Consider the following 22,235-nt stretch of genomic DNA (forward strand, 5'->3'; position numbering starts at 1 on the left):
TTAATTGCGAAAACATGACAATGCGCGGCACGCTTCATCAGCATTACCGTTACTTCAATCCTGACAGTCTGGACCGTCCGATCGTAGCGGGGATGGTGGATACGCAGGAGAAAGAGGATGAGCTGCCCGTCCACACCCATCGCAAGGGACAGCTCGTCCTCGCGCAGCGTGGTGGGGTGACCTGTGAGGTGCCGAGCGGGCTATGGATGGTCCCGCCGCGCTGTGGTGTCTGGATCCCTGGCGGCATGCCGCACAGCAATCGGGTCACTGCCAATGCCAGCCTGCTCTTTCTCTATGTGGATATGGAAGCAGCAAACGTGCCGCAGGAATGCTGCACCCTGTCGATTACGCCGCTGATGCATGAATTGATCTACCGCATGGCGACGTTGCCGCCGCTTTATAATCCGCAGGGGCCCACGGCACAGATCGCAATGGTGCTCCTGAACGAGCTGATCGCCATGCCGACCGAAAGGCTGCACCTTCCGATTACGCGCCATTCGAAACTGCGCTTTATTGCCGATTCCTTGATGGACAATCCGGCCGACCGCCGGACCGTGGCGGAATGGGCGGAAGCGGCGGCGCTCGGCGAGCGGACGCTGATGCGTCTCGTGGTTACCGAAACGGGCATGACCTTCAGTCGCTGGCGACAGCAACTTCAGATCATCGTTGCCATCCAGAAACTGTCTGCCGGAGAAACGGTTCAGTCGGTTTCGGGCGCTTTGGGCTATGAGTCGGTGAGCGCTTTCATCACGATGTTCAAGAAGGCGCTCGGAAAGTCGCCCGCGCGCTATTTCTCTGAGCGCGAGGCCGATCAGACACTACACCTTCGGGTGGATCTGGCTGGTGATGGGCTGCCAGCCCCGCCGGATGCCCCGGGGCGTCTGACGTGATCATCGGGAGACACCGATGGCTGCAATCAGAGCGACTCGTTCCGGATGATCTCGATGCCGAAGCCCGACAATCCCCTGAAGTGATGGGTCGAGGATGTGAGATGACGGATGGATGTGATCCTCAGATCTCGCAGTATCTGGGCTCCCACGCCAATCTCGCGCCATTGCCTGTTGCGATCATCCTCAAGCGAGGAGCCTGGTGCCAACGGCGCCGGGGGGACGCCTGCGGCGCCGTCGCGCAGATAAACGAGGACACCGGTCCCATTGTCTTTGAAGTGCTTCAAAACGACGTTCATCTTCGCCTGTTCATTACCCGAAAACAAATCGCGCAAGATGTTCGGTTTGTAGAAGCGCGTGAGGACGTTGGTGCCGTCGCCCAGATCACCATAAACGTAAGCCACATGGTGGATGGGATCGAACGGAGAGCGATAGGAGTAGCCCTGCAGCGGGCCGATTGGGCTGTCCGCGGTTACGCTCGATACGCGTTCGATCAACGTCTCGCGGGCCTGCCTGAAGCGGATCAGATCAGCGATGGTGACATGTTTCAGTCCGTACCTTTCGGCGAATGCCGCGACCTGCGGCCCCTTCATGACCGAGCCATCGTCATTCATCAGCTCGCTGATCACGCCGATCGGTTCGAGTTTAACTAGTTTGCACAGATCGACGGCGGCTTCGGTGTGGCCTGATCGCAGGAGCACACCTCCCTCTTTCGCGATGAGTGGAAAGATGTGGCCGGGCCGGGAAAAATCGCTGGCGCCAGCGTTGGGATTCGCGAGCGCGCGGCAACATGACGCTCGCTCCTCGGCCGAGATGCCTGTCCCATTATCCGGCCGGTAGTCCACCGATACGGTGAAGGCAGTCGTATGCGCCGAGTCGTTGTTGACGACCATGGGGTCCAGGCGAAGACGCCTTGCGTGGTCGGCCGTAATTGGCGCGCAAACGATTCCCGATGTATGCCGGATGATGAATGCCATCTTTTCGGCCGTACACAGGGACGCGGCAACGACAAGGTCACCCTCACCCTCGCGATCATCATCGTCGGTGACGACGACGATCGAGCCTTCGGCGAAAGCGCGCAATGCCGTGTTGATTGATGCCACCATTGAAAGATCTCACCTGCGACGAAGTTAGAACGATAGCTCTGCGGTCATGCAGATGGGTCCGCATATGACACCTGCGAGATAAGTGCGCGCCTCTTCAAGCATGCATCGAGACCTCAAAATGTTTGTCTCGATCGCTTTGTAGTCCTACCACGCTATAGCTGGGGAAACGGGCATCGATGCGACGGGCGCATCGGATCGCGATGAGCTCGCTGCATCATATCGAGGCTTTGTAGTTCGCTCCAAAGAGCGAGATGAGCTGCTGCACACCTTCACAGTAATCGGGTGATTGGTGTCGAGCGGGAGAACGGTCTTGTGGGAAATGCGTTTGAGCACGAGATTGGACCGAATGCTGGAAACACCGGGAATACGCGAAAGCTTGTTGACGATGAGATCCTCAAGATCTTCGATGTCGGACACCATGACGCGGAGCATGTAGTCGCTGTCGCCCGTCATTAGATAGCATTCCATGACCTGCGCAAGGCGATCGATTACCCGTGTAAACGTTTCAAGCGACGTCTGGACCTGCTTTTCGAGCTTGATCTGGATGAATGCGGTCACTCCGATGCCAAGCAACGCAGGATCGAGAACGGCGATTCGGCGGTCGATCACGCCAAGTTTTTCGAGCGTCTTGACGCGTGCGAGACACGGGGACGGTGAAAGATTGACGCGTGACGCGAGTTCGACATTGGTCAAGCTCGCGTTCTGCTGAAGTTCGTTCAGGATCTTGATGTCTATCCTGTCGAGAGAGGTCGTCATCATCGCGTGTCTCCCAAAACTAGCAGTTACGGATCCGGACTCGTCTCTCGCGTTATGGGACGGAGTGACAACCGAATGACAAATGCTAACCTCAGGCGCGCCGATGGAATTTCGACAAAACGCCGACTTGTATCGAAAAACCGTCAAATTTGTTTTTGTGCGTTGCGATCAATTAGTTGAATGCTTAGTTCTCAGCCATTTTTTGCATATTCGATGCGCAGTGTAGTTGCTGGCTAGGCGTCGGATGCCTGCGCAAACCTCGAAGTGCCGGTGAGCGGTTAAGCTGATAATCCATCAGCTCTCAGGACCGTGCACGATCTGATACGGTAGAACTTCTCTGATATTAGGATCGATTGACAGTTTGCTTTTGAGAGGGGGACGGCACGCTGCGAGCAATTCACCCGCTCGCAGGTCCGGTATGAGATGCCGATCGGATCGTAGGCAGCCTTGTTGGTGCAGTCGGGCCCGTCCGCATAGATGAAGTTCTGTGCGTAGGAAATCTCGTATCCAAGGGCAATTGCATAGCGTGGACGCGGGGCTTCGAATCCTGCACGCGCTTTTGACAATTCCGCGGCTAGGCATAAGAAGCGGACGCCGTCCGACGTCTCGACGAGCTGTCTGATGATCTGGCTCGGTGTTTTGAAGGCCTAGTGAGCGTTCCAGAGCGGGCAGGCCGCGCCATAGCGCGCGAACTGCAATTTGGCGGCGCTATGGCGCTTGGTGATGTTGCCGGCACGGTCCACGCGCGCAAAGAACACGGGCACACCTTTATGGCCCGGGGCGCTTCAGTGTGGAAAGACGGCGGGCCACCTGCTCCAGGCTGGCGTCGAACCGGATGGCGATCGGTTCGAGATCATGTCGGACGGCCACGACCGCGGGCAGAAAGTGATCGCCTCGGCCTTCGCCGACATCGGCTTCGACGTCGATATGGGGCCGCTATTCGCCACCGCCGACGAAGCCGCGCGTCAGGCCGTCGAAAACGACGGGCATATCCTTGGCCTTTCCTCGCTCGCCGCCGCCCATCTGACGGCGATACCCGAACAGAAGGCTGCGCTGAAGAAGCAGGGCCGCGAGGACATCATGATCATCATCGGCGGCGTGGTGCCCCCGCAGGATTATGACGAGCTCTACAAGGCCGTCGCCGAGGCGATTTATCCACCCGGCACCGTGATCTCGGAAGCGGCGGAGGAACTGTTCCAAAAGCTCAATACGCGGATCGGATACTTTGCTGTCTCCTGATGTCTGCTGCGTTGAGGACAGCCGGATGCCACGCCGCCGGGTTTGCAGACGAAGAAGGTTTGAAACATCGCACGGGGCAAGCGAAGGACCCAATTGTCCGGCATATCGCCGCAGCAGCATAAAATGCCGGTGAACGACATGCGATGTGCGCTGTTCAAGCATTAATGCTGGACGGCCAGGGTGACTATCCATCGACGATCGGTTGCAGCGGGCATCGATCAAATGGATTTCAAAAGTGAAACTCAAGCAAGTTTATCTCACAGCGGTCGACCCAGAGCGTCTGGCTTCGTTCTACGAAGGGCTGGGTCTGAAGGTGCGGTTTGTGGACCCGGGAAAGTGGATTCAGTTCGTGAGCGATCCCGCGGCTTTCTGTGTCGCCAGTTCAGCTGAATCGGTGTCGGATCAACTGCAAGATGCCGTTTTGGTGTTTGATGTCGACAATCTGGAAGCTGCAATAGAGAGCGCCGTAGCTGCCGGTGCTCAAGTTGAAGCAATTCGGGACATGGCCAGCCACGGTCGTGCAGTGAAGGTGCGCGACCCGAGCGGCAACGTTATCCAGTTCTACCAAGCGATCAAATAGATCGGACACCCATAGATAAGACGGCGGACACCAACGCCGATCACCATCGACGATATCGGGGCGCATCTTTCACATGAATCTGAGAGTATCATCTATGCAAGCGTCCGGAGCGTCCGCGTCCGAACCGGTATCGCTCGATCCCGCTGAATTCCGCATTGCCATGCGCAATGTACCGGGCGCAGTCTCGATCGTCACGACAGGCCGGATGCCTGACCGGCACGGTCTGACCCTGACAGCTGGCTGTTCTTTATCGACCGAGCCGCCGAGTGTGCTCATCTGCGTCAATCGATCTGCAGGGGCGCATGACACGATCAAAAGCAGTGGCTTATTCTGCTGGAATATCCTGAGCATCGAGCATCTCGGTTTGGCTCTAACCTTTTCGGGCCAAGACGGCAGCAAAGGCGATATCCGCTTCGCGGACGCCTTGTGGCGTGCTCTCAAAACCGGAGCGCCGAGTCTGATAGACGCGATTTGCAGCTTCGATTGCCGGGTTGTAAACGCGCACAGCTCGGGCAGCCACACAATCTTCACGGGCGAGGTCGTGGCTCAGACCACGAGAAAGGGCGGTGAGCCGCTCGTCTATGTGGATGGATCTTTCGCCGCACCGAAAGCGCTTCAGCAATAAGTCGAGCATCGACGCAATACCGATTGCGATACAGCCAGAATGGAGCAAATCGATATGCCTAGAAAGTTTAGTGTCCCCGTCCGGGCTAACCGTGAGCTTTCAGATCAGGCGTATCGCATGATGCGTCGGTCGTGCGAGGCGCGCTGTCATGAGCGAGGCGCTCTCTCTGCAACATGCTTCACCCATCTGCCAGCGGATGCGTGTTGATGCTGTCGCTCTGGCTCAATGTTCTCGCCGGCGGGGTGCTCATCGGCCTGGTTTACGGACTTGTTGCACTGGGCCTCACCATCATTTTCGGTGTCATGCGCGTCGTCAATTTCGCGCATGGAGAAATGGTGGTCTTTGGGGTCTATATCGGATACTGGACCGTTCGCATCTGGGACATCCCGATCATAGCAGCCGCCGCCATTGCCGCGGTGGTCATGTTCCTGTTTGGATATTTCCTGGAGGTTCTGGTCGTGAAGCGGTTCGTCAATCGACCGCACCACTACCAGTTCATCGTCTTCATCGGCCTGTCGCTTCTTTTCAGCGGCGTGCTTCTGGTCTCGTTTGGTCCTGATCCGCGGCCGACGGCTTCGCAGCTGTCGTTCCAGACCGTTGCGGTGGGGCCGCTCACGCTGGATTGGGCGCGGATTCAGGCGGCGGCTACAGCTGGCTTCCTCATCGCTGCTCTCAGCGCCTACCTGAAGTATTCTGCATTCGGCCGATCCCTTCGTGCCGCTGCGAATAATCGCTTGGGCGGGATGGTCGTCGGCTTGAATATCCCGCGCGTCTACGCCGTGACCTTCGGCATCGGCTCCGCTTGTGCCGGAGTCGCCGGTGCGCTGATCTCACCCTTGTTCGACGCGCAGCCCTATCTCGCTGTCGACTTTACACTTCTGGCCTTCGTGACGGTGATCGTCGGCGGTCTCGGCAGTTTCGGAGGCGCTCTTCTGGGCGGTCTTACGATCGGGGTGGCCGAAGCGATCGCGGCGTTGATGTTCACGCCGTCGATGAAGACGGCGCTCCCGTATGCACTCTTGATTATCATTTTGATTCTCCGTCCGAGAGGTTTCTTCGGTGCAAAAGAAGTTTGATCAGACCGGCGATCTGAAACGATGGGGTGCCGGCGTTCTGGTTTTCGTCATCCTTGCGATGGTGGGTTGCACGTCCAACGCTTATGTCATTTCGCTCCTGACGGTCGTCCTGCTGTTCACATTCATGGGACAATCCTGGAACCTCATGCTCGGGATCGGTGGCCAGCTATCCATCGGTCACGCGCTGTTTGTCGGAATCGGCGCGTATGCCGTGGCCATCCTGAACATCAAGTACGGAATCTCACCATGGGTCGGGTTGATCCTGGGGGCGGCCATCGCCGGTCTTGTCGGTGCCGTGCTCGCGTGGCTCAGCTTCCGGTTCGAGGTCCACGGCATTTACTTCGCGCTGCTCACGATCGCCGCCGCTGAATTCGCCCGGATCATGTTCGGCGGATGGGACTATGTGGGGGGAATGCAGGGAATGTTCTTTCAAGCGCCGACAGGTTCGATGGACATCGTCATGCTGCGGGGCGATGCGCGGTTCTATTACTTCGTTGCCCTCGCGCTCGCGGCCATTGGCGTCGCGGGAACCGAAATGATCTCGCGATCCTATCTGGGTTACGTCTGGCGCGCGATGAGGGACGATGACGATGCGGCGCGCGCGCTCGGGGTCCAGACCTTTCGCCACAAGATTTTGGTGATCTCGATATCGGCCGCAACGGCGGCGATCGGCGGTGGCGTGCTGGGCCTCGTGCAGGGCGCGATCTTTCCAGACTCGATCATGGGGATGGGAATTTCGGTTGATGTGCTCATCGGCCCCGTGGTGGGTGGATTGGGCACTGCTTTCGGTCCGCTGATCGGCTCGATGGCCTCCATACCGCTGCACCATGCCATGGGCGCTCTCGGGGACAGCCTCGGAATTCCGGGATTGAACAGCATCGCATATGGGGCCGTACTGATCCTAGTCGTATGGTTCCTGCCGGACGGCATCTGGCCGGCCATCGTCCGCCTTTATGGGGCGATCCAGTTCCCGGCGCGTGTTCGACTGTCACAACTGCGGAAGGTCGAAGAATGACCGCGTTGCTCGAAGTGAAGAACCTGACCAAGTCCTTCCAGGGACTGGTCGCCGTCAACGATGTCAATTTCTCGCTGGCGGCGAGCCGCATCACCGCCCTGATCGGCCCAAATGGCGCGGGCAAGACTACGTGCTTCAATCTCGTTGCAGGTGCATTGAGCCCCACCCGCGGACAGGTGCTGTTTGAGGGGTGTTCGATCGAGCGGACGCCGCCTGAAAAGGTCTGTCGCATGGGCATTGCGCGGACCTTCCAAATCGTGCGGCCGATGAGGGACATGTCGGTGCTGGAGAATGCGATGGTGGGGGCGTTCACTTGGACGACAAATGTCAAGGAGGCGCGATCCAAAGCCTATGAGTCCCTGGAAGGCGTCGGCCTTGCTGGCAAGGCGAATGCGCGCACCGATCAATTGACGCTGCCCGATCGCAAGATGTTGGAGATGGCCAAGGCGTTGTCGACGCGCCCCAAATTACTGCTCCTCGATGAAGTGATGGCGGGGCTACGGCCGACCGAGGCGGCCGGCGTGGTCGGCGTGTTGCAAAAGCTCGCGGAAGGCGGGCTGACGATCCTGCTGGTCGAGCATGTGATGCGGATCGTGATGGAGGTGGCCTCGACGGTCGTGGTGCTGCATCACGGCGCCAAGATTGCCGAAGGCAAGCCGTCGGACGTTGTCGCCGATCCGCGAGTGCTAGAAAGTTATCTAGGGGCAGGTTTCCATGCTTGACGATGCTCTTCTTGCCATCGATGACCTTTGTGTCGCTTATGATGGCTCCAATGCCCTGAACGGCGTGTCGCTCCGAATTCGCAAAGGCGAACTGATCTGCGTCGTCGGCGCGAATGGCGCTGGCAAGACGTCTCTCATCCGGTCGATTGCAGGCATTGTCCAGTCGTCGAGTGGCTCCGTCCGGATGAAAGGGGTCGATATCACGCGGCTGCCACCTTGGGAGATCTGCGAAATGGGCATCGCCCAAGTCGCCGAAGGCCGCCAGATATTCAGCGCCCTCTCCGTCGAGGACAATCTGCTCATCGGAGGCTCGCTCAAGCGGGCAAGAGACGATCAGATGGGCACGCTTGAATTCGTCTATCAGCTGTTCGAGCGGCTTCGTGAGCGCCGCCGCCAATTGGCCGGAACGCTGTCCGGGGGCGAGCAACAGATGCTGGCGATCGGCCGAGCGATCATGTCGAAACCGGAAGTCGTGATGTTCGACGAGCCGTCGATCGGGTTGTCGCCCGCACTCACCGACGTGATGTTCGGAGTTGTCAAATCGCTGAACGACCAGGGCATCACGGTCCTCCTCGTCGAGCAGAATGTAGCGAAATCGCTGGCATTGAGCAGCCGCGGCTATGTCCTCGAGAACGGGTCCGTGGTGCTTCACGGATCGAGCGGCGAACTGCTTGAGAACCCAGATGTCCAGCGCGCTTATCTGGGATTGTAAGGCGCGACGAGCCGGCGAGCTGTGGGTGAAGAAGACAGACAAGTCTCGTCATTACACCCGTCGGTCCGCTGTCGGCGGCCTACCTGTCGTATCCTGCTGAGGTTCCCATCATGAGTACTGACAACTCTCTTTTGATAGAGCGCGATCATGAGCTGGTCACGATCACGATGAACAGACCGCCGGCCAATGCTTTGAATTCGCAACTCATCGCCTTGTTGCTGAAAACTATCAAGCGGTTCGCAGAGGACGAGCATCCTCCTGGAATCGTGCTCACCGGGAGCGGAGTTCGCTTCTTCAGCGCCGGCGGTGACATCAAGGAAGTGGCAGGGATCGAGATCGCGAGGCCGCGCATCCGGCTCTTCCACGAACTGCTTGTGATGATGGAGAGATATCCGGGCCCGATCGTCTGCGCGGTCCGCGGCTACGCGGTCGGAGGGGCTTTGGAATTTCTTCTGCATGCGGACTACGTCGTCGTCGACGACGCGTGCAAGATTGGATTTCCCGAAATCAATCATGGTCTCCTGCCCGTGACAAAAGGTATGCGCCGGGCTGCCGAAAAACTCGGCGTGAGGGCGGCACAGGAGCTTCTGTATTGGGGCGATCTCGTTGACGCGACGCGAGCCAAGGCGATTGGCGCAGTCAATGAAGTCGTTCGGACCGAAGAGGTGGAGCCGCGTGCGACGAAGGTCTGTCGGACATTGCGGCAAAAGGACCGAAAGCTGTTCGATGCGATCAAGCGATCACTCAATCTTACGGCCCAAATGGATGATCGTGCGCTTGAGGACATGACCGTCGCTGACCTCGGTGCCTATGTCACGGCAGAAAGTTCGGCAGATGCACGGGCGCGGTTCCTTTCCAAGAGCAATAAGGGCTGAACCGATGGCACGTGGATATCCTAGTCAGATCCATCTGGAGCAAATGAGCTTCGAAGACGTCGCCGCGGCTCTGGCTGCGGGATGCACAGCGGTGGTGATCCCGCTGGGCGCCATCGAGCAACATGGGCCGCACCTGGCGCTGAGCATGGATGCAGATCATGCCGAAGCTTTGGCTGAGCGCGTCGCCCGGATCTGCGGCAGGACTCTGGTTACGCCGACGATCAAGACGGGCTGCTCCGCGCACCATCTGCCGTTCCCAGGTACCATATCTCTCCGCCCTGAAACGCTGGAGGCGATCTGCACCGACTACTGCACGAGTCTCGCCGGGCATGGCTTCAAACGGCTGCTGATGTTCTCCGGTCATATCGGCAACTTTCCGGTCATCAAAGCAATGCTCGCGCGCTTGCGCGCTTCAGTACCGTCCGATGTCGAGATCATTGCGTTCACGAACTCGACCCAGTGGATCGACACCTGGCGCCATGCGGTGAGAGATGCGGGCGGTGATTCCCTCGCCGTCGGCGGACATGCCGATATCGCCGAAACGTCGCTCATGATGGCGATCCGCCCGGAGAGCGTGAGACATGATCGGTTCGAAGTCGGACATCTCGGCGCTTTGACGGAGCAGCAGCTCGAATTGATGTGGAAGAATGGAATTCGATCGGTGTCCTGGAACGGCATTATCGGAAGCCCAATCGGCGCGAGCCGCGAAATTGGTGAGGCATGCCTTGCCGCGGTCGCAGATCTCCTGGTCGACACGTTCAAGGAGCAGGAAAGGTCGATCGGCTCCTGACGGCATAATATTTGGAAAGACTTGCGGTACACCACAGCATTCAAACGAAAATGTCGCTGCGCGTATGAAACTCTGTGCCATCTCGAAATCTAAAAGGATCTTGAAATGGCACTTACATTTGGGTTCTGGTCTGAGCAGGAAACCCAGGTCGGCCACAGCTACTCGCGCAGACTCCACGAACTGGTGGATGAGGTGCGTCTGGCAGAAAAGGTTGGCTTCGATTGCGTGGCGCTCTCGGAGCAGCATGTAGCTCTGGGCGGCATATCGAGCTCCGCTCCCGAGGTCGTATTCGGCTATCTCGCCGCGGTGACATCTCGGGTCAAGCTGCGCGCCGCGGTGACGCTGATGCCCCAGCGCATCAATCATGCCTTACGGTCGGCGGAACGTCTCGCGGTCACCGACATCCTGTCGCATGGTCGCATGGAATTCTACGGCGGCCGCGCCAACACCACGATCGCGATGCGGGCTTTCAACGTTGATCCGAACGAAACGCTGGCGCAGATGGAAGAGGGGCTGGCACTTCTCAAGAAGTCGATGCGCGAAGACATCTTCACCTTCGAAGGAAAGTATTATCAGATCCCGCCGCGTCAGCTGGTTCCGAAGCCGTTGCAGAAGCCGCACCCGGTCATCGGCATTGCCGCAACGAGCGAGCGTAGTCATGTCTGGGCGGGGTCTCAGGGCTTCGCCGTGATGAGCAGCAACATCTATCAGGGCTGGGAAGTTCAGCAGAAGCTGATCAACACCTACCGGTCCAACTGGAAGCGCGACGAGGATGGGCCGCTGCAACGCTCCCGCATCGGCATTCCCTTGTTCATCGGCATCGGCAAGACCGACGAGCAGGCCAAGGCGGACTATGCCGGTCCGCTCATGCATTACGCGAAGATCTCAACCGATGCCTATCCGCGTCTCGCCAAGATTGCCGATGACTACAAGTATATGAGCGAGAGCGTACCATCTATGGAACGCGCGGCGAACGATTGGGACTATCTAGTCAACGAGTCGGCCACGACGGTCTGCGGCAGCCCCGATACCGTTATCCGTCAGCTCGAAAAATACGAGGCGATGGGCGCCGACGAAATCCTGCTGCACATGGACTCGGTGCCGCACGAAAAGATCATGGAAGCGATCGATATGGTCGGCCGCTATGTCATTCCGCACTTCAACGACCGCAACAATGTGGTGCGGCCTACCGAAGAAATTCTTGGAAAGATCCGCTTGATGCGGCCGCAAAACTGATCGAATGGAGAGATTGATGTCGCAGTACGATTACAAGTACCTGATCGTCGAAAAGCGCGCCACCGGCGTCGCAATCGTAACGATGAACCGCCCAGAGATACTCAACGCGATCAACTGGGACATGCATGAGGAGCTGGAAGACGTCTTCGTCAAGCTGGACCACGACAAGTCCGTCAATGCCATCGTTCTGACGGGCGCGGGACGCGGATTCTGCTCGGGTGGAGACCAGAAGTCGCTGGATAAAGGCGTGCTTCCGTCGCCGACCCGCAGCGGACGCCACCTCATTCGCAACATGCTCGAAGTGGAAGTTCCGATCGTGGCCGCCGTCAACGGCGTCGCCGTTGGCCTCGGTGCCACGCTCGCGCTGTTCTGCGACGTGATCTATGCGAGCCCGACCGCGAGATTCGCCGATACCCATGTCAATGCCGGCGTGGTCGCGGGTGATGGCGGTGCCGTCATCTGGCCGCTGTTGATCGGGCCGGTGCGTGCGAAGCACTACCTGATGACCGGCGAATTCATCTCGGCCGAGAAGGCCGCGGCCATGGGTATGATCAACGAAGTGATTGCGGACAAGAATGTCCTCGACGCCGCGATCGAATATGCCGAACTGCTGGCCAGCGGTCCGAAAGAGTCGATCGTCTGGACGAAATACAGCGTCAACAAGATCATCAAGCAATATACCCATCTGCTGCTCGACACCTCGGCCGCATTGGAGATGTTGACCTTCGCGTCGCCCGAGCGGGCGGAGGCGGTTGCTGCATTCGCGGCGAAACGCAAGCGTTTCGCGGAGCGATGAGATGAATCTCGCTGCAGTAACTTCCGGCGCTCAGCTGGCCGAATCGACTGTTGCGCAGCTGTTCGCTGCGCGACTTGCGGAGCGTCCCGGCAAGACTGCCTATCATCAAAAACGTCACGGAGCATGGACCGGCGTGACATGGGGCATCTATGCGCAGCGCGTAGTCAATCTGGCCAGCGCGCTGCAGCGCGCTGGATTGCAGCGTGGCGACCGGGTCGCGATCATGGGCGATTCGTCGCAGGAATGGTTGATCGCAGATATGGCGATCATGTGCGCCGGTGGCGTCATGGTCGGAGTCTACTTCACTTCGTCGCCTGAAGAAGTGGCTTATTGCTTCAGCGATTCCGGAGCAAAATTCGCATTTGTCGGCGGCGAGCAACAACTGCGTGTGGTGCTTGCTTCCGGCCAGGCCGAACGGCTCAGCGGCATCATCGTGCTCGACCCCGAATGGAAGCGTGATCCGGCCGCCTCGGCAAAAGCTCTAGCCGATTTCGTCGGCGCGAAAAAAGTCGAACCCGCCACATATCTGCAGAAGGAGATCGCAGCGGCCAGGACGTCCGATCTCGTCAGCATCGGATATACGTCCGGGACGACCGGGAATCCGAAGGGTGCGATGCTGACGCATCTCTCCATTCTCGCTGGCGCCCATTGCGTCACCGTGTTCGGGCCAAGCATGCGCAACGATGAGCATCGCGTGGTGGTGCATCTGCCGATGTCGCATACTGTGGCGCGCGGACAGGCAACGGTACTGCCGCTCGTTGCCAACGTCGTTCCTTATTTCGGGGAGACGACAGCGGACTTCGCTCAAACGATCAAAGAGGTAAAGCCGACCTATTACATGGCACCGCCGCGCTTCTATCAGCGCTTCGCAACGCAGATCCTCAGTAAGGCGCACGCCGCCACTGAAGCCGGAGATCAGCGATACGCGCTTGCCATGGCCATTGCGCGCAAAGCGCTGGAGGATCGTCAAGGCGTTAACGCGCTTGATCCCTTCGTGTCCAGATTGTTCGCGACCTGCCGCGAACAGGTCTTCCTGCCGCTACTCGCGGAGGTCGGCTTTGACGAGCTGAAAGTCGCATTCACTTCGTCGGCGGCCATGCCGTCCGAACTGATGTCGCTTTGGCAGCTGTGGGGATTGCAGTTGAAGGAATGCTACGGACAAACCGAGCTGGTCGGTGCCAATCTCGTCCAGATGGCTGAATGGCCCAAGTCGGGGAATGTCGGAGTTCCGTTGCCCGATGCCGCCTGGGAAACCGCGGTGCTCGAAGACGGCGAGATGATCGTTCGAGGGCCGGGTCTTTTCATCGGCTATTGGAATAAGCCCGAAGAGACCAAGTCGGCGCTGCGCGACGGCTGGCTCTACACTGGCGACATCGTCGAGGTGTCGCCAGATGGGATTTTTAAGCTGGTCGATCGGAAGAAGGAGATCATCAATACGTCGAACGGCAAATCGATCAGCCCGACTCAGATCGAGAATGAGATCAGGCACAGCCCGTTCATCTCCGAGGTGGCTGTCATCGGCGAGGGGCGAAAATATCTCACGGCATTGATCGAGGTGGATGCGACTGCGACCATGGACTGGGTGAAGTCGCGCGACATCAAGATCGAGAAATATTCAGACCTGGCGGCGTCCGAAATCGTGCACCGATTGATCGAGGCGGAAATCGGAAAAGCGAACGGAAGGCTATCGCGGGCCGAGCAGATCAAGGCGTTTCGGATTCTGCCGGAGGAACTGTCACCGGAAAACGGCGTGATGACACCGACGCGTAAGAAACGCCGCAAGCAATTGCATGAGCGATATCAGTCCCTGATCAATTCCCTCTATGACGAAACCGAAGAAAGTCTGATCAGGGCGGAAATGGGTCTTTGACGTCAACCTGGGGTCAAGCGTGGACGCGTCGATGGACGCCCTCCGCAAGACCAGGCGGCGTCGATATGAAGGTGTCGGTACTCAAGATTTTCAAGCGCAGTACGCTATCGAGGCAAATCTTTCTCATTCAGAAACAGGACATTCATATGACCAAGCGAGATGGGATCACACGGCGGACGATCGTAGGAAGTGGATTGGGGATTGCGGCCGGCCTGACGTCCTGGCCGTCTGTCGCGGCGACGCCGAAAGTGAAAATCGGGGCGATCATGCCGAGCAGTGGCGTGCTCGCCTTTCCAGGCCAGGCCTGCGTTCGGGGAATTGATCTCGGTGCGAAATTCGCGCGCGAAAAATACGGGCTCGACATCGAGATCGTTCATGCCGATACGCAGAGCCGTCCCGAGAATGGTCGGATCGCTGCGGAGAGCCTCATTCGGCAGGGCTGCACCGTGCTGATCGGCGCGTGGGATTCCGGTGCCACCATCTCGGCGCTCCAGGCATGCGAAGCCGCCAAGGTGCCGATGGTCGTTCACATCGCCAGCGCAACCCAGGTGACTTCACAGGGGTTCACCCAGGTCTTCCGTTACTACCCGACCTCGCTCACCATCGTCCGGCAATCGTTGGTAGAGCTGAAATCCGTGCTCGGCACCTTGAAAGATCCGCCGACCAGTGCAGCCATTCTCCATCTCAACAACACGATGGGGCAATCGACGGCTGCGAGCATTGATCAGGCGTGGAAAGAGGTGAACGTTCCGCTCAAGATCGCGCAATATGTTGCCTATGATGAGAAGGCCAAAGACCTCTCTGTCGAAGTTGCCAAGGCCAAGGCATCGGGTGCCGATGCGTTGATCTCGGTCACACGCGTCAACGATGCGATCATGATCGCGCGCGAATGCATCAAGCAGGGCTGGGATCCCAAGATGGTGTTCTCGCCCAATTCCAACGGCGTGTCGGACAAGGCCTATCACGATGCGCTCGGAAAATATGGCAATGGTCCCATCCTGTCGGCGCTTTGGCTGAATCCGAAAGGGGCCGATTCCGAGAAAATCAAGAAAATGTTCGCGACCGACTATCCGAATGATTGGTTCGATGCGAATGCGGGCTGCGCCTTCGAAGCCGTACAGATCGTGGGCGATGCCGTGAAGCGAGGGTCGTCGTCGGAATCGGCGGCGATTCACAGCGCGCTCAAGGCGACCGACATGAAGCCGGTGCTGATGTATGGCGACAACACGAAGTTCGACGAGACTGGTCAGAACATCAACTGTTCGATGGTGATGCTGCAAGGACTGCAAGGCAGGCCACGTGTGGTGGCACCGAAAGCCATCGCGGAAGCATCGCTCGAATATCCGCTGATGCCGTACAGCAAGCGATAACATCGTCCCTGCACGCGGCCCCATGGAGATACCGTGGGGCCGGGCACGCCCGCGGTCAGCGAATGCGAGGCCGCCGGGGCTATGGCAAGGTCTCCGGATCAATCAGGCGCAACCGCTCGGCAAGGAAACGCCGGGGGCTCTTTCCCATGGTTTTCTTGAACATCGTAATGAAGGCGCTGGGCGATTCATAGCCAAGATCCAAGGACACCGCCTGCACCGAACTGCCGGCCGTGAGGCGCTGCATCGCGACAAGGATGTGCAATCGCTGGCGCCAGCGCCCGAACGTCATTCCCGTTTCCTTGGCCACCAGGCGGGCGAATGTGCTTTCGCTCATCGCATATCGCCCGGCCAGCTCATCCATAGTGCTGCGATCGCCGGGATTCTTCAGCAAGGCTGCTGCGAGATGCTGAAGCCGGCTGTCAGCGGAGATCGGAAGGTACATTTCTTCCGTTGTCGACATCTGAACGAGTTCGTCGAGCAAGACCCGGCCGAGACGGCTGGTCGGCCCCTCCGGCGGATAGAGCGGCGGGAAGACGGAAAGGCGATGGATCAGTTCGCGTACCAGCGACGTGATCATGAGCGTGCAGCAGGTCCGCGGCAACATGCTGACTTGCGGATCGATGAACACCGTGTAGATGCGGCCGAAGTCGGCCACGCAGTTGCTGTGAAGAATGCCGGCCGGTATCCAGACGGCGCCTTGCGGAGGTACGATCCACAAGCCGCCCGGTGCCCTGCACATGACCGAGCCGTGCGATGCGACGACCAGCTGGCCCTTCTTGTGTGAATGCAGCGGAAGATCATCATTGTCCTCACTCGTTTCAATGCAAAACGAAGTGATCGGACGATCAAACTGATCCGGATCGACCGGATCATAATTGATCCGCAGATCGGGCAGATCCATGCGGGCAAAATCAGGATCATACTGGGGATCGGGCGCAATTCGCATTGTGTCAACTCGTCGACGCTGTCTGGTCCTGGGCGCGGCCTTGCCGCTCGACGATAGCCTTTTCGCGAGGTGAGGTCACCGAAAACTGTGAAGCGTGAAATGCGTGGACCTGCGGCGAAATGCCGACGTTGCAATTCTGCGTAGTACATTGGCCAGCAGCAGAGAATGCTGAATGAGGCGTCCGGCGTCCGTGTAAAGCGTGCCATCTTTCAGAATGCGTCGGTATTCAGCAGCACGTGCCACGGTACTCGATGCTACCAAGTGCGGGCTTTTCAGGAGTCGGACGAATGACCGTTCATATCGATCCGCCGCGCAAAGTCGTGCTTAAGTGTAGAATGTTAACTCCACCTTTCGGCATCCCTATGCAAACTTCTGGCGCAAAGCGGACGTTAGAACGGCGGTAACCCTGGTTGGCCACGCGACGCACAATCACTCGGCGGTGAGACGAGTAGCCCTATTGGCTGGTTTAAGGCGGTCAGCATTACTGACGCCGCTGCTCTCTTATAACCGCCGTGGTTGAGTAACGAGAAGCAGCACGCGGATTCGTAGTTTGTTGGAAGCGCCGTCGTGTGAAAATTGACACACGATTCTTTAGTTTCCTAATTCTCGACTAATTCTAACCACCGCTCGGCTGCTTTTCGGTATCCGGTGCGGCAAAAGGTACCAAGCTCTGCTGCGAGAATGCATCAGGACAAGCTTGGGGAATTCGGGTGTCAAAATCATACAATAAAATCGCGTGGTTCTCAGCCGCCAGTGTACTTTGTATTATTGCAACGGATTGTGCGAACAGCTTTGCTGTGGCGCAGTCAACGCTTCCCGCAGTCACCGTCGACGCCCCAGCAAGGCCCGCCGCAAGGCGGAGTGTCGCATCGAACAGACCTGCGACCATCAGGCGTGCTGCTCCTCGGGCAACCCGGCAAGCACAACCGGTCGCCCCGGTCGCTTACGTTCCACCTTCGACAAGCACAATGGGCGCACCCACGCCGTACGCGGGCGGACAGGTTGCCACCGGTGGTCAACTGGGTTTGCTTGGCAATCGCGGCGTGATGGATACGCCGTTTAGCCAGACCAGCTACACGGAAAAGCTAATCAAGGACCAGCAGGCGCGGACCATCATCGACGTTCTCTACAACAACCCTTCGATCCGAACGACCTGGGCGGATAACAGCTACACATCCGCCCTTATGATCCGCGGTTTCCCTGTCAGTCCGTGGGATTTTGGTTTCAATGGCCTGTTCGGCGTCGTCCCCGGCCTGACCTTTGCCGCAGACTCGGTCGAACGTGTCGAGGTCCTCAACGGCCCGAGCGCATTTTTGAACGGCCTGCCGCCGCTCGGTAGCGTGGGCGGTACCATCAACATCGTACCGAAGCGGGCGACCGACGATCCCATCACACGCCTGACCGGGCTCTATTCTTCGAACAGCACATTCGGCACCCAGATTGATGTTGGCCGCCGTTACGGCGACACCAAGGAATGGGGCATCCGTTTCAACGGCAGCTATCGCGACGGCAACACTTCGACGAGCAATCAGTCGACCGAACTCGGCAACGCGGCCCTCGCACTCGACTATCGCGGTGAACGCGCCCGTTTGTCGCTCGACGTGGGCTATCAGAACCAGAACACCCAATCGCCGCTGCGCCCTACTTATACTGCAGCGGGAATTGCCATTCCCAAGGCGCCGAATGCGGACGCCAACTGGTTCCAGCCTTGGACCTTCGCCGAAGTTCACGACTTTTATGGAGCGTTGCGGGGGGAATTCGACATCACTGACGACTGGACCGTGTTCGCTGCGGTCGGCGGTCGGCAAAATCGCGACTATCTCGTCAGCGGCTTCGCCAACATCAGCAACTCGAACGGCAACCTCACCGAAGCGCCGTTCAATTTCCCTGTGCTGCATGACAACACGTCGCAGGAAGTTGGCGTTCGCGGGCGCTTCTTGACAGGCCCGGTAAAGCATCAGGTCTCGCTGACCGGCACCAACCTGAACGATCAGGCGGGTAGCCAGAGCCCGACCTTGGTGAGCATTGCTTCCAATCTCTACAATCCAACCTTCATCGCTCAGCCTGCTTATACCCGGTTGGACCCGAAGGTTCTGACGACGCTTCACGCAACGACCGTCGCCTTTTCGGATACGATGTCGGTGCTCAATGATCGTGTTCAACTGACGCTGGGCGGCCGGCAGCAGCAAATCGACAGCGCCAACTTCAGTGGCACCACGGGCGCCCAGACTGCCTCCTACAGCAAAGGCGTCTTTACGCCGGCGGTGGGCTTTTTGGTCAAGCCACTCCAGAACGTATCGCTGTATGTCAATTACATCGAGGGCCTTCAGGCCGGCCCGTCAGTGCCCATCGGTTATACGAACTATGGGCAGACATTGGCACCTTACGTCTCCAAGCAGGTCGAAACCGGCGTCAAGGTTAATTGGGGCCGTGTAATCACGACGGCAGCATTTTTCGAGATCACCCAGCCCAGCCTGCTCATCTATCCATCGGCTGGATCGCTCGGAACGTATTCGCAGGACGGCGAGCAGCGCAATCGCGGCGTCGAACTCAATGCGACCGGCGAGGTGATCGACTCGTTCCGCGTGCTCGGCGGCATCACGCTGATGGAGGGGAAGCTGATGCGTAACGCCAATGCTGCGCTGATCGGCAACAAGGCGCCGGGTGTGCCCGATGTTCAGCTCAATCTCGGCGCCGAATGGGATACGCCCTTCCTGAAAGGCTTCACCCTCTCCGGACGCGCGATCTATACGAGCGAGCAGTATTACGACAATGCCAACCTGCAGCAGATTCCCGACTGGGTTCGCTTCGATGTTGGTGCGCGTTATGCCTTCGTCTCGCCCTGGACCGGCAAGGACATAACGATCCGCGCCAATGTCATCAACGTTGCCAACAAAGGTTACTGGGCTGCTGCTACGCCTACATTCGGCTTGGTGCTAGGCGCCCCGCGTACCTACATGCTTTCGACGACGTTTGATTTCTAAGGATTTTCTGATGTGTGATAAGAGGGGCCTTCGGGCCCCTTTTGGGATGGATTGCTCATGACGCGTTCAGCCGTTCGTAGATGGCTCTGGGTTCACAAGTGGTCGAGCCTGATCTGCACGATGTTTTTGCTGGTTATCTGCGTGACCGGCCTGCCGCTTGTGTTCAGTGATGAGATTAATGACTATCTCTACGATGGTTTACCTTACGCCAACGTCCCGCCATCAATGCCCAATGCGAGCCTGGACAAGTTCGCGGATAGTGCCCGCAAACTATACCCGGGCGAATCCGTGCTTTCCATTTTCGTCGACAACGACGAGCCGAAAGCCGTTGTCTTCATGGCACCTTCCCTGGAAGCCTATACGGCCAATCGCAAGATCGGCCACGCGATAAGGCTGGATTCCAGAACGGCCGAGCCGTTGAAGCAGTATAAGCCTGCCAATCAGGCGGACGTGACCTTTATGGGCACGATGCTGCGCCTCCATAAAGATCTCTTTGCCGACTTGCCCGGCGAGCTGTTCATGGGCGCCATGGCGGCTTTGTTCGTGGTCGCGCTTGTGTCTGGTGGTGTCGTCTATGGTCCATTCATGCGCAAGCTCAAGTTCGGTACGATCCGCACGGATCGTTCGCGGGCCAAGTGGCTCGACTACCACAACATGATCGGCGTGATCCTTCTGGCCTGGATGCTGGTTGTCGGCGTTACTGGCGTTATCAACGAACTGACAAAGCCGATCTTCGCCTTGTGGCAGAAGACGGAAGTGCAGGGGCTTCTAAATCAATACAAGGGAATGAGCACGCCGGCCGACCATGAACTCATATCGCCGCAGGCCGCGTTCGCTATCGCCTCTGCAGAGGTGCCAGACATGAAGCCAATGTCGTTGATCTATCCCGGGTCACCGATTGGCACACCGTTCCACTTTCTGGTCTGGATGAGAGGCGACGAGGCTCTAACGTCGCGTCTCTTCAAGCCTGTGCTGGTCGATGCACGGTCCGGACGGCTCGATGGTGTCGTTGCAATGTCGTGGTATCTCCGAGCTTTGCAGGTTTCACGGCCACTGCACTTTGGCGACTACGGTGGGCTGCCGCTCAAGATACTCTGGGCCCTTCTCGATATTGCGACGATTATCGTCCTTGGTACGGGGGTCTATCTTTGGTGGGCTCGCGGGCGGCAGGCGATGACGCTGCGATCGGAATCAGCAATTGAAGTAGGGCAGGCTGCCGAATGAAGAGAGCTCAAACGACTTGGCAGATCTGGTCATGGCCGCTGGCGTTTAGCGTGGTCACGGTCGTAGGCCTATTCTCGGCTCTGCTTGGAGAAGGCGGCCTTTGGTGGGCTATATGCTGGATAGCGCTCAGCGCGCCGTTAATCGCCATAGCTCGTTTCGGGCTACGCGCAAAAAGTACCAAGGGCGAAGATACCCACGCCAGGTCTGCATAGCGCAAAATGTTAGAGGCGCAGGCTGTGACCTCTTTCGAATGTCAGGTTCTGGCGCGAAGCGGTCGTTGAGGTGTGGATGGTAGATCTCACTGGCTCGCGCTGGCTGGACTTAGCCCCATTATTCTCTTGATGGGCTGGTCCGACCAGGACTGTCTACCGCCGATCGCTCTGACTTGTGCAAAGGCACCAGATCACCCTCGATCATTTCGGTTCCGGTACCGTCTGTGACCAAACATGCAAGTGGGGTATTGAGGGGGATAATTGTGCATGAGTCTGCGAAAATCAAATAACGCGTTGAATTTCATGTGTTCTAGAGTGGTGCTTTACCCCGCCAGGGGACGGTAATTGGGAGCGGTTCTGCGTGCTCATCCCTGATTCTCACGCTTTTTCAACTGCGTTCACTTCGTGTCTCTTTGGCGCGCGGCACGTCACCGTATTCTTTCGATCCGAAGTATCCAGCTCATCCGTCGGATACAAGACGGCCTTGCCAAGTTTGACGAAGGCCGGACCTATCCTCATCGCCCGCCAATTTCGAAGAGTGCCAATTGAAACGCTGCCACGATATCTTTCGGAGACCTCTTCGGCGGTCAGAAACTTTCTATCAGACATCGACCTCTCCCTAGCGTTGCCAACAACCTGAGTCTAGCGGCACTATCGGCTTTCCTTCTTCTCTCGAAGCGCCCTCGCACAGCCAAGGGGACTCCGCGATGCGTCTGACGCCCGGGCGCCGGACAAGGGATGTCGCTGCAAAATGGGGAGTGCTGTTTCAGCAGGGAGCACTGTTCTCGTCACTCACGGCACTGCAGAACGTCGAGTTTCCGCTTCGCGAGAATGCAACGCTCTCGGACGAACTCATGACCGAGATTGCGAGTGCCAAGCTGGAAATGGTGGGTCTCGCGCCGGAAGACGGTGCCAAGTTTCCGTCGGAGCGTTCCGGCGGCATGACAAAGCGAGTCGCGCTTGCACGCGCAAACACGGCAGCGATTGGATTGCGTGGATCGAAACCGGCCATCCTGAGCTCAATGGAATGCCCCCGTGGGCCGGCCGCTACAGCCGTGCAATTCCGCATTGCCATATTCGCAGAGCATTCTCGACCAACATTAACGTCCCGGACAAAGGAGTTTGTTGCTCGAGAGCGGGGCACGATTCACCCGCACTTGATGTACCGCCGCTTGACTTATATTTCCGGTATGTGATTCTGGTAAAAAATAGTG

20 protein-coding genes and 3 pseudogenes are annotated in these 22,235 nt (G+C 58.3%); 17 read left to right on the forward strand and 6 right to left on the reverse strand.

Annotated features, from left to right (window positions below):
• Positions 1 to 20 precede the first annotated feature (20 nt).
• Positions 21 to 890 carry an AraC family transcriptional regulator gene (locus CHC01_RS20985; RefSeq protein WP_141137141.1) on the forward strand — a complete coding sequence of 290 codons (870 nt, stop codon included), beginning with the start codon at positions 21 to 23 and terminating at the stop codon, positions 888 to 890.
• A gap of 26 nt (positions 891 to 916) precedes the next feature.
• Here the strand turns inward: CHC01_RS20985 and ribB are convergent, their stop codons facing one another.
• The 3 genes and pseudogenes from ribB to CHC01_RS33150 form a co-directional block, all read right to left on the reverse strand.
• Positions 917 to 1,993 carry a 3,4-dihydroxy-2-butanone-4-phosphate synthase gene (gene ribB, locus CHC01_RS20990; RefSeq protein WP_089266148.1) on the reverse strand — a complete coding sequence of 359 codons (1,077 nt, stop codon included), beginning with the start codon at positions 1,991 to 1,993 and terminating at the stop codon, positions 917 to 919.
• A 144-nt stretch (positions 1,994 to 2,137) separates the two neighbouring features.
• Entirely contained in the window at positions 2,138 to 2,686 is a 549-nt protein-coding gene (locus CHC01_RS20995; protein WP_244558456.1) for an Lrp/AsnC family transcriptional regulator, read from the reverse strand.
• A gap of 357 nt (positions 2,687 to 3,043) precedes the next feature.
• Positions 3,044 to 3,634: pseudogene (locus CHC01_RS33150) on the reverse strand (helix-turn-helix domain-containing protein); the annotation flags it as partial.
• Here CHC01_RS33150 and CHC01_RS21005 point away from each other — a divergent pair.
• The 13 genes and pseudogenes from CHC01_RS21005 to CHC01_RS21065 all read left to right on the forward strand — a co-directional run.
• Positions 3,608 to 3,988: pseudogene (locus CHC01_RS21005) on the forward strand (cobalamin-dependent protein); the annotation flags it as partial. The pseudogenes CHC01_RS33150 and CHC01_RS21005 overlap by 27 nt on opposite strands.
• A gap of 235 nt (positions 3,989 to 4,223) precedes the next feature.
• A complete protein-coding gene (locus CHC01_RS21010; protein ID WP_244558457.1) occupies positions 4,224 to 4,568 on the forward strand; it encodes a VOC family protein in 345 nt (114 codons plus the stop codon).
• A gap of 94 nt (positions 4,569 to 4,662) precedes the next feature.
• Positions 4,663 to 5,193 (forward strand): flavin reductase family protein, encoded by a 531-nt coding sequence (locus CHC01_RS21015; protein WP_089266150.1) that lies wholly within the window; start codon positions 4,663 to 4,665, stop codon positions 5,191 to 5,193.
• Between the two features lie 206 nt (positions 5,194 to 5,399).
• Complete coding sequence (locus tag CHC01_RS21020; RefSeq protein WP_089266151.1) at positions 5,400 to 6,269, forward strand: branched-chain amino acid ABC transporter permease; 870 nt, start codon at positions 5,400 to 5,402, stop codon at positions 6,267 to 6,269.
• 58 nt (positions 6,270 to 6,327) lie between these two features.
• Positions 6,328 to 7,284, forward strand: a complete 957-nt coding sequence (locus CHC01_RS21025) for a branched-chain amino acid ABC transporter permease (protein WP_089266285.1) — start codon at positions 6,328 to 6,330, stop codon at positions 7,282 to 7,284.
• Positions 7,281 to 8,006, forward strand: a complete 726-nt coding sequence (locus tag CHC01_RS21030; RefSeq protein WP_089266152.1) for an ABC transporter ATP-binding protein — start codon at positions 7,281 to 7,283, stop codon at positions 8,004 to 8,006. The genes CHC01_RS21025 and CHC01_RS21030 overlap by 4 nt, the downstream gene beginning before the upstream one ends.
• On the forward strand, positions 7,999 to 8,718 hold the full coding sequence (locus CHC01_RS21035; protein WP_089266153.1) for an ABC transporter ATP-binding protein: 720 nt from the start codon (positions 7,999 to 8,001) through the stop codon (positions 8,716 to 8,718). The genes CHC01_RS21030 and CHC01_RS21035 overlap by 8 nt, the downstream gene beginning before the upstream one ends.
• Positions 8,719 to 8,828: 110 nt before the next feature.
• Positions 8,829 to 9,593 carry an enoyl-CoA hydratase/isomerase family protein gene (locus tag CHC01_RS21040; protein WP_089266154.1) on the forward strand — a complete coding sequence of 255 codons (765 nt, stop codon included), beginning with the start codon at positions 8,829 to 8,831 and terminating at the stop codon, positions 9,591 to 9,593.
• A 43-nt stretch (positions 9,594 to 9,636) separates the two neighbouring features.
• Positions 9,637 to 10,383 (forward strand): creatininase family protein, encoded by a 747-nt coding sequence (locus CHC01_RS21045; RefSeq protein ID WP_283805463.1) that lies wholly within the window; start codon positions 9,637 to 9,639, stop codon positions 10,381 to 10,383.
• 105 nt (positions 10,384 to 10,488) lie between these two features.
• On the forward strand, positions 10,489 to 11,619 hold the full coding sequence (locus CHC01_RS21050) for an LLM class flavin-dependent oxidoreductase (RefSeq protein WP_089266156.1): 1,131 nt from the start codon (positions 10,489 to 10,491) through the stop codon (positions 11,617 to 11,619).
• Between the two features lie 16 nt (positions 11,620 to 11,635).
• A complete protein-coding gene (locus CHC01_RS21055) occupies positions 11,636 to 12,415 on the forward strand; it encodes an enoyl-CoA hydratase/isomerase family protein (RefSeq protein WP_089266286.1) in 780 nt (259 codons plus the stop codon).
• Between the two features lies 1 nt (position 12,416).
• Positions 12,417 to 14,285 carry an AMP-dependent synthetase/ligase gene (locus CHC01_RS21060; protein ID WP_089266157.1) on the forward strand — a complete coding sequence of 623 codons (1,869 nt, stop codon included), beginning with the start codon at positions 12,417 to 12,419 and terminating at the stop codon, positions 14,283 to 14,285.
• 146 nt (positions 14,286 to 14,431) lie between these two features.
• Complete coding sequence (locus CHC01_RS21065) at positions 14,432 to 15,655, forward strand: ABC transporter substrate-binding protein (RefSeq protein ID WP_089266287.1); 1,224 nt, start codon at positions 14,432 to 14,434, stop codon at positions 15,653 to 15,655.
• Between the two features lie 79 nt (positions 15,656 to 15,734).
• Here the strand turns inward: CHC01_RS21065 and CHC01_RS21070 are convergent, their stop codons facing one another.
• Together CHC01_RS21070 and CHC01_RS31995 are read right to left on the reverse strand one after the other, a co-directional pair.
• Positions 15,735 to 16,601, reverse strand: coding sequence for an AraC family transcriptional regulator (locus tag CHC01_RS21070; RefSeq protein ID WP_244558459.1), 867 nt, complete (start codon positions 16,599 to 16,601; stop codon positions 15,735 to 15,737).
• A gap of 616 nt (positions 16,602 to 17,217) precedes the next feature.
• On the reverse strand, positions 17,218 to 17,490 hold the full coding sequence (locus CHC01_RS31995) for a hypothetical protein (RefSeq protein ID WP_141137142.1): 273 nt from the start codon (positions 17,488 to 17,490) through the stop codon (positions 17,218 to 17,220).
• A gap of 79 nt (positions 17,491 to 17,569) precedes the next feature.
• Between CHC01_RS31995 and CHC01_RS21075 the strand changes: the two genes are divergently transcribed.
• Both CHC01_RS21075 and CHC01_RS21080 read left to right on the forward strand, forming a co-directional pair.
• Complete coding sequence (locus tag CHC01_RS21075; RefSeq protein WP_089266159.1) at positions 17,570 to 19,585, forward strand: TonB-dependent receptor; 2,016 nt, start codon at positions 17,570 to 17,572, stop codon at positions 19,583 to 19,585.
• A gap of 57 nt (positions 19,586 to 19,642) precedes the next feature.
• Positions 19,643 to 20,809 (forward strand): PepSY-associated TM helix domain-containing protein, encoded by a 1,167-nt coding sequence (locus CHC01_RS21080; RefSeq protein ID WP_089266160.1) that lies wholly within the window; start codon positions 19,643 to 19,645, stop codon positions 20,807 to 20,809.
• A gap of 590 nt (positions 20,810 to 21,399) precedes the next feature.
• Here CHC01_RS21080 and CHC01_RS21090 read toward each other — a convergent pair.
• Positions 21,400 to 21,630: a DNA-binding protein gene (locus CHC01_RS21090; protein WP_089266162.1), complete on the reverse strand. Its 231-nt coding sequence runs from the start codon at positions 21,628 to 21,630 to the stop codon at positions 21,400 to 21,402.
• Positions 21,631 to 21,752: 122 nt separating this feature from the next.
• On the opposite strand from CHC01_RS21090, the pseudogene CHC01_RS21095 reads away from it, so the two are divergent.
• A pseudogene (locus CHC01_RS21095) lies at positions 21,753 to 21,992 on the forward strand (ABC transporter ATP-binding protein); the annotation flags it as partial.
• Positions 21,993 to 22,235 lie beyond the last annotated feature (243 nt).

Origin of the sequence: Tardiphaga sp. OK246 (assembly GCF_900188215.1) — a bacterium.
GTDB lineage: Bacteria > Pseudomonadota > Alphaproteobacteria > Rhizobiales > Xanthobacteraceae > Tardiphaga > Tardiphaga robiniae.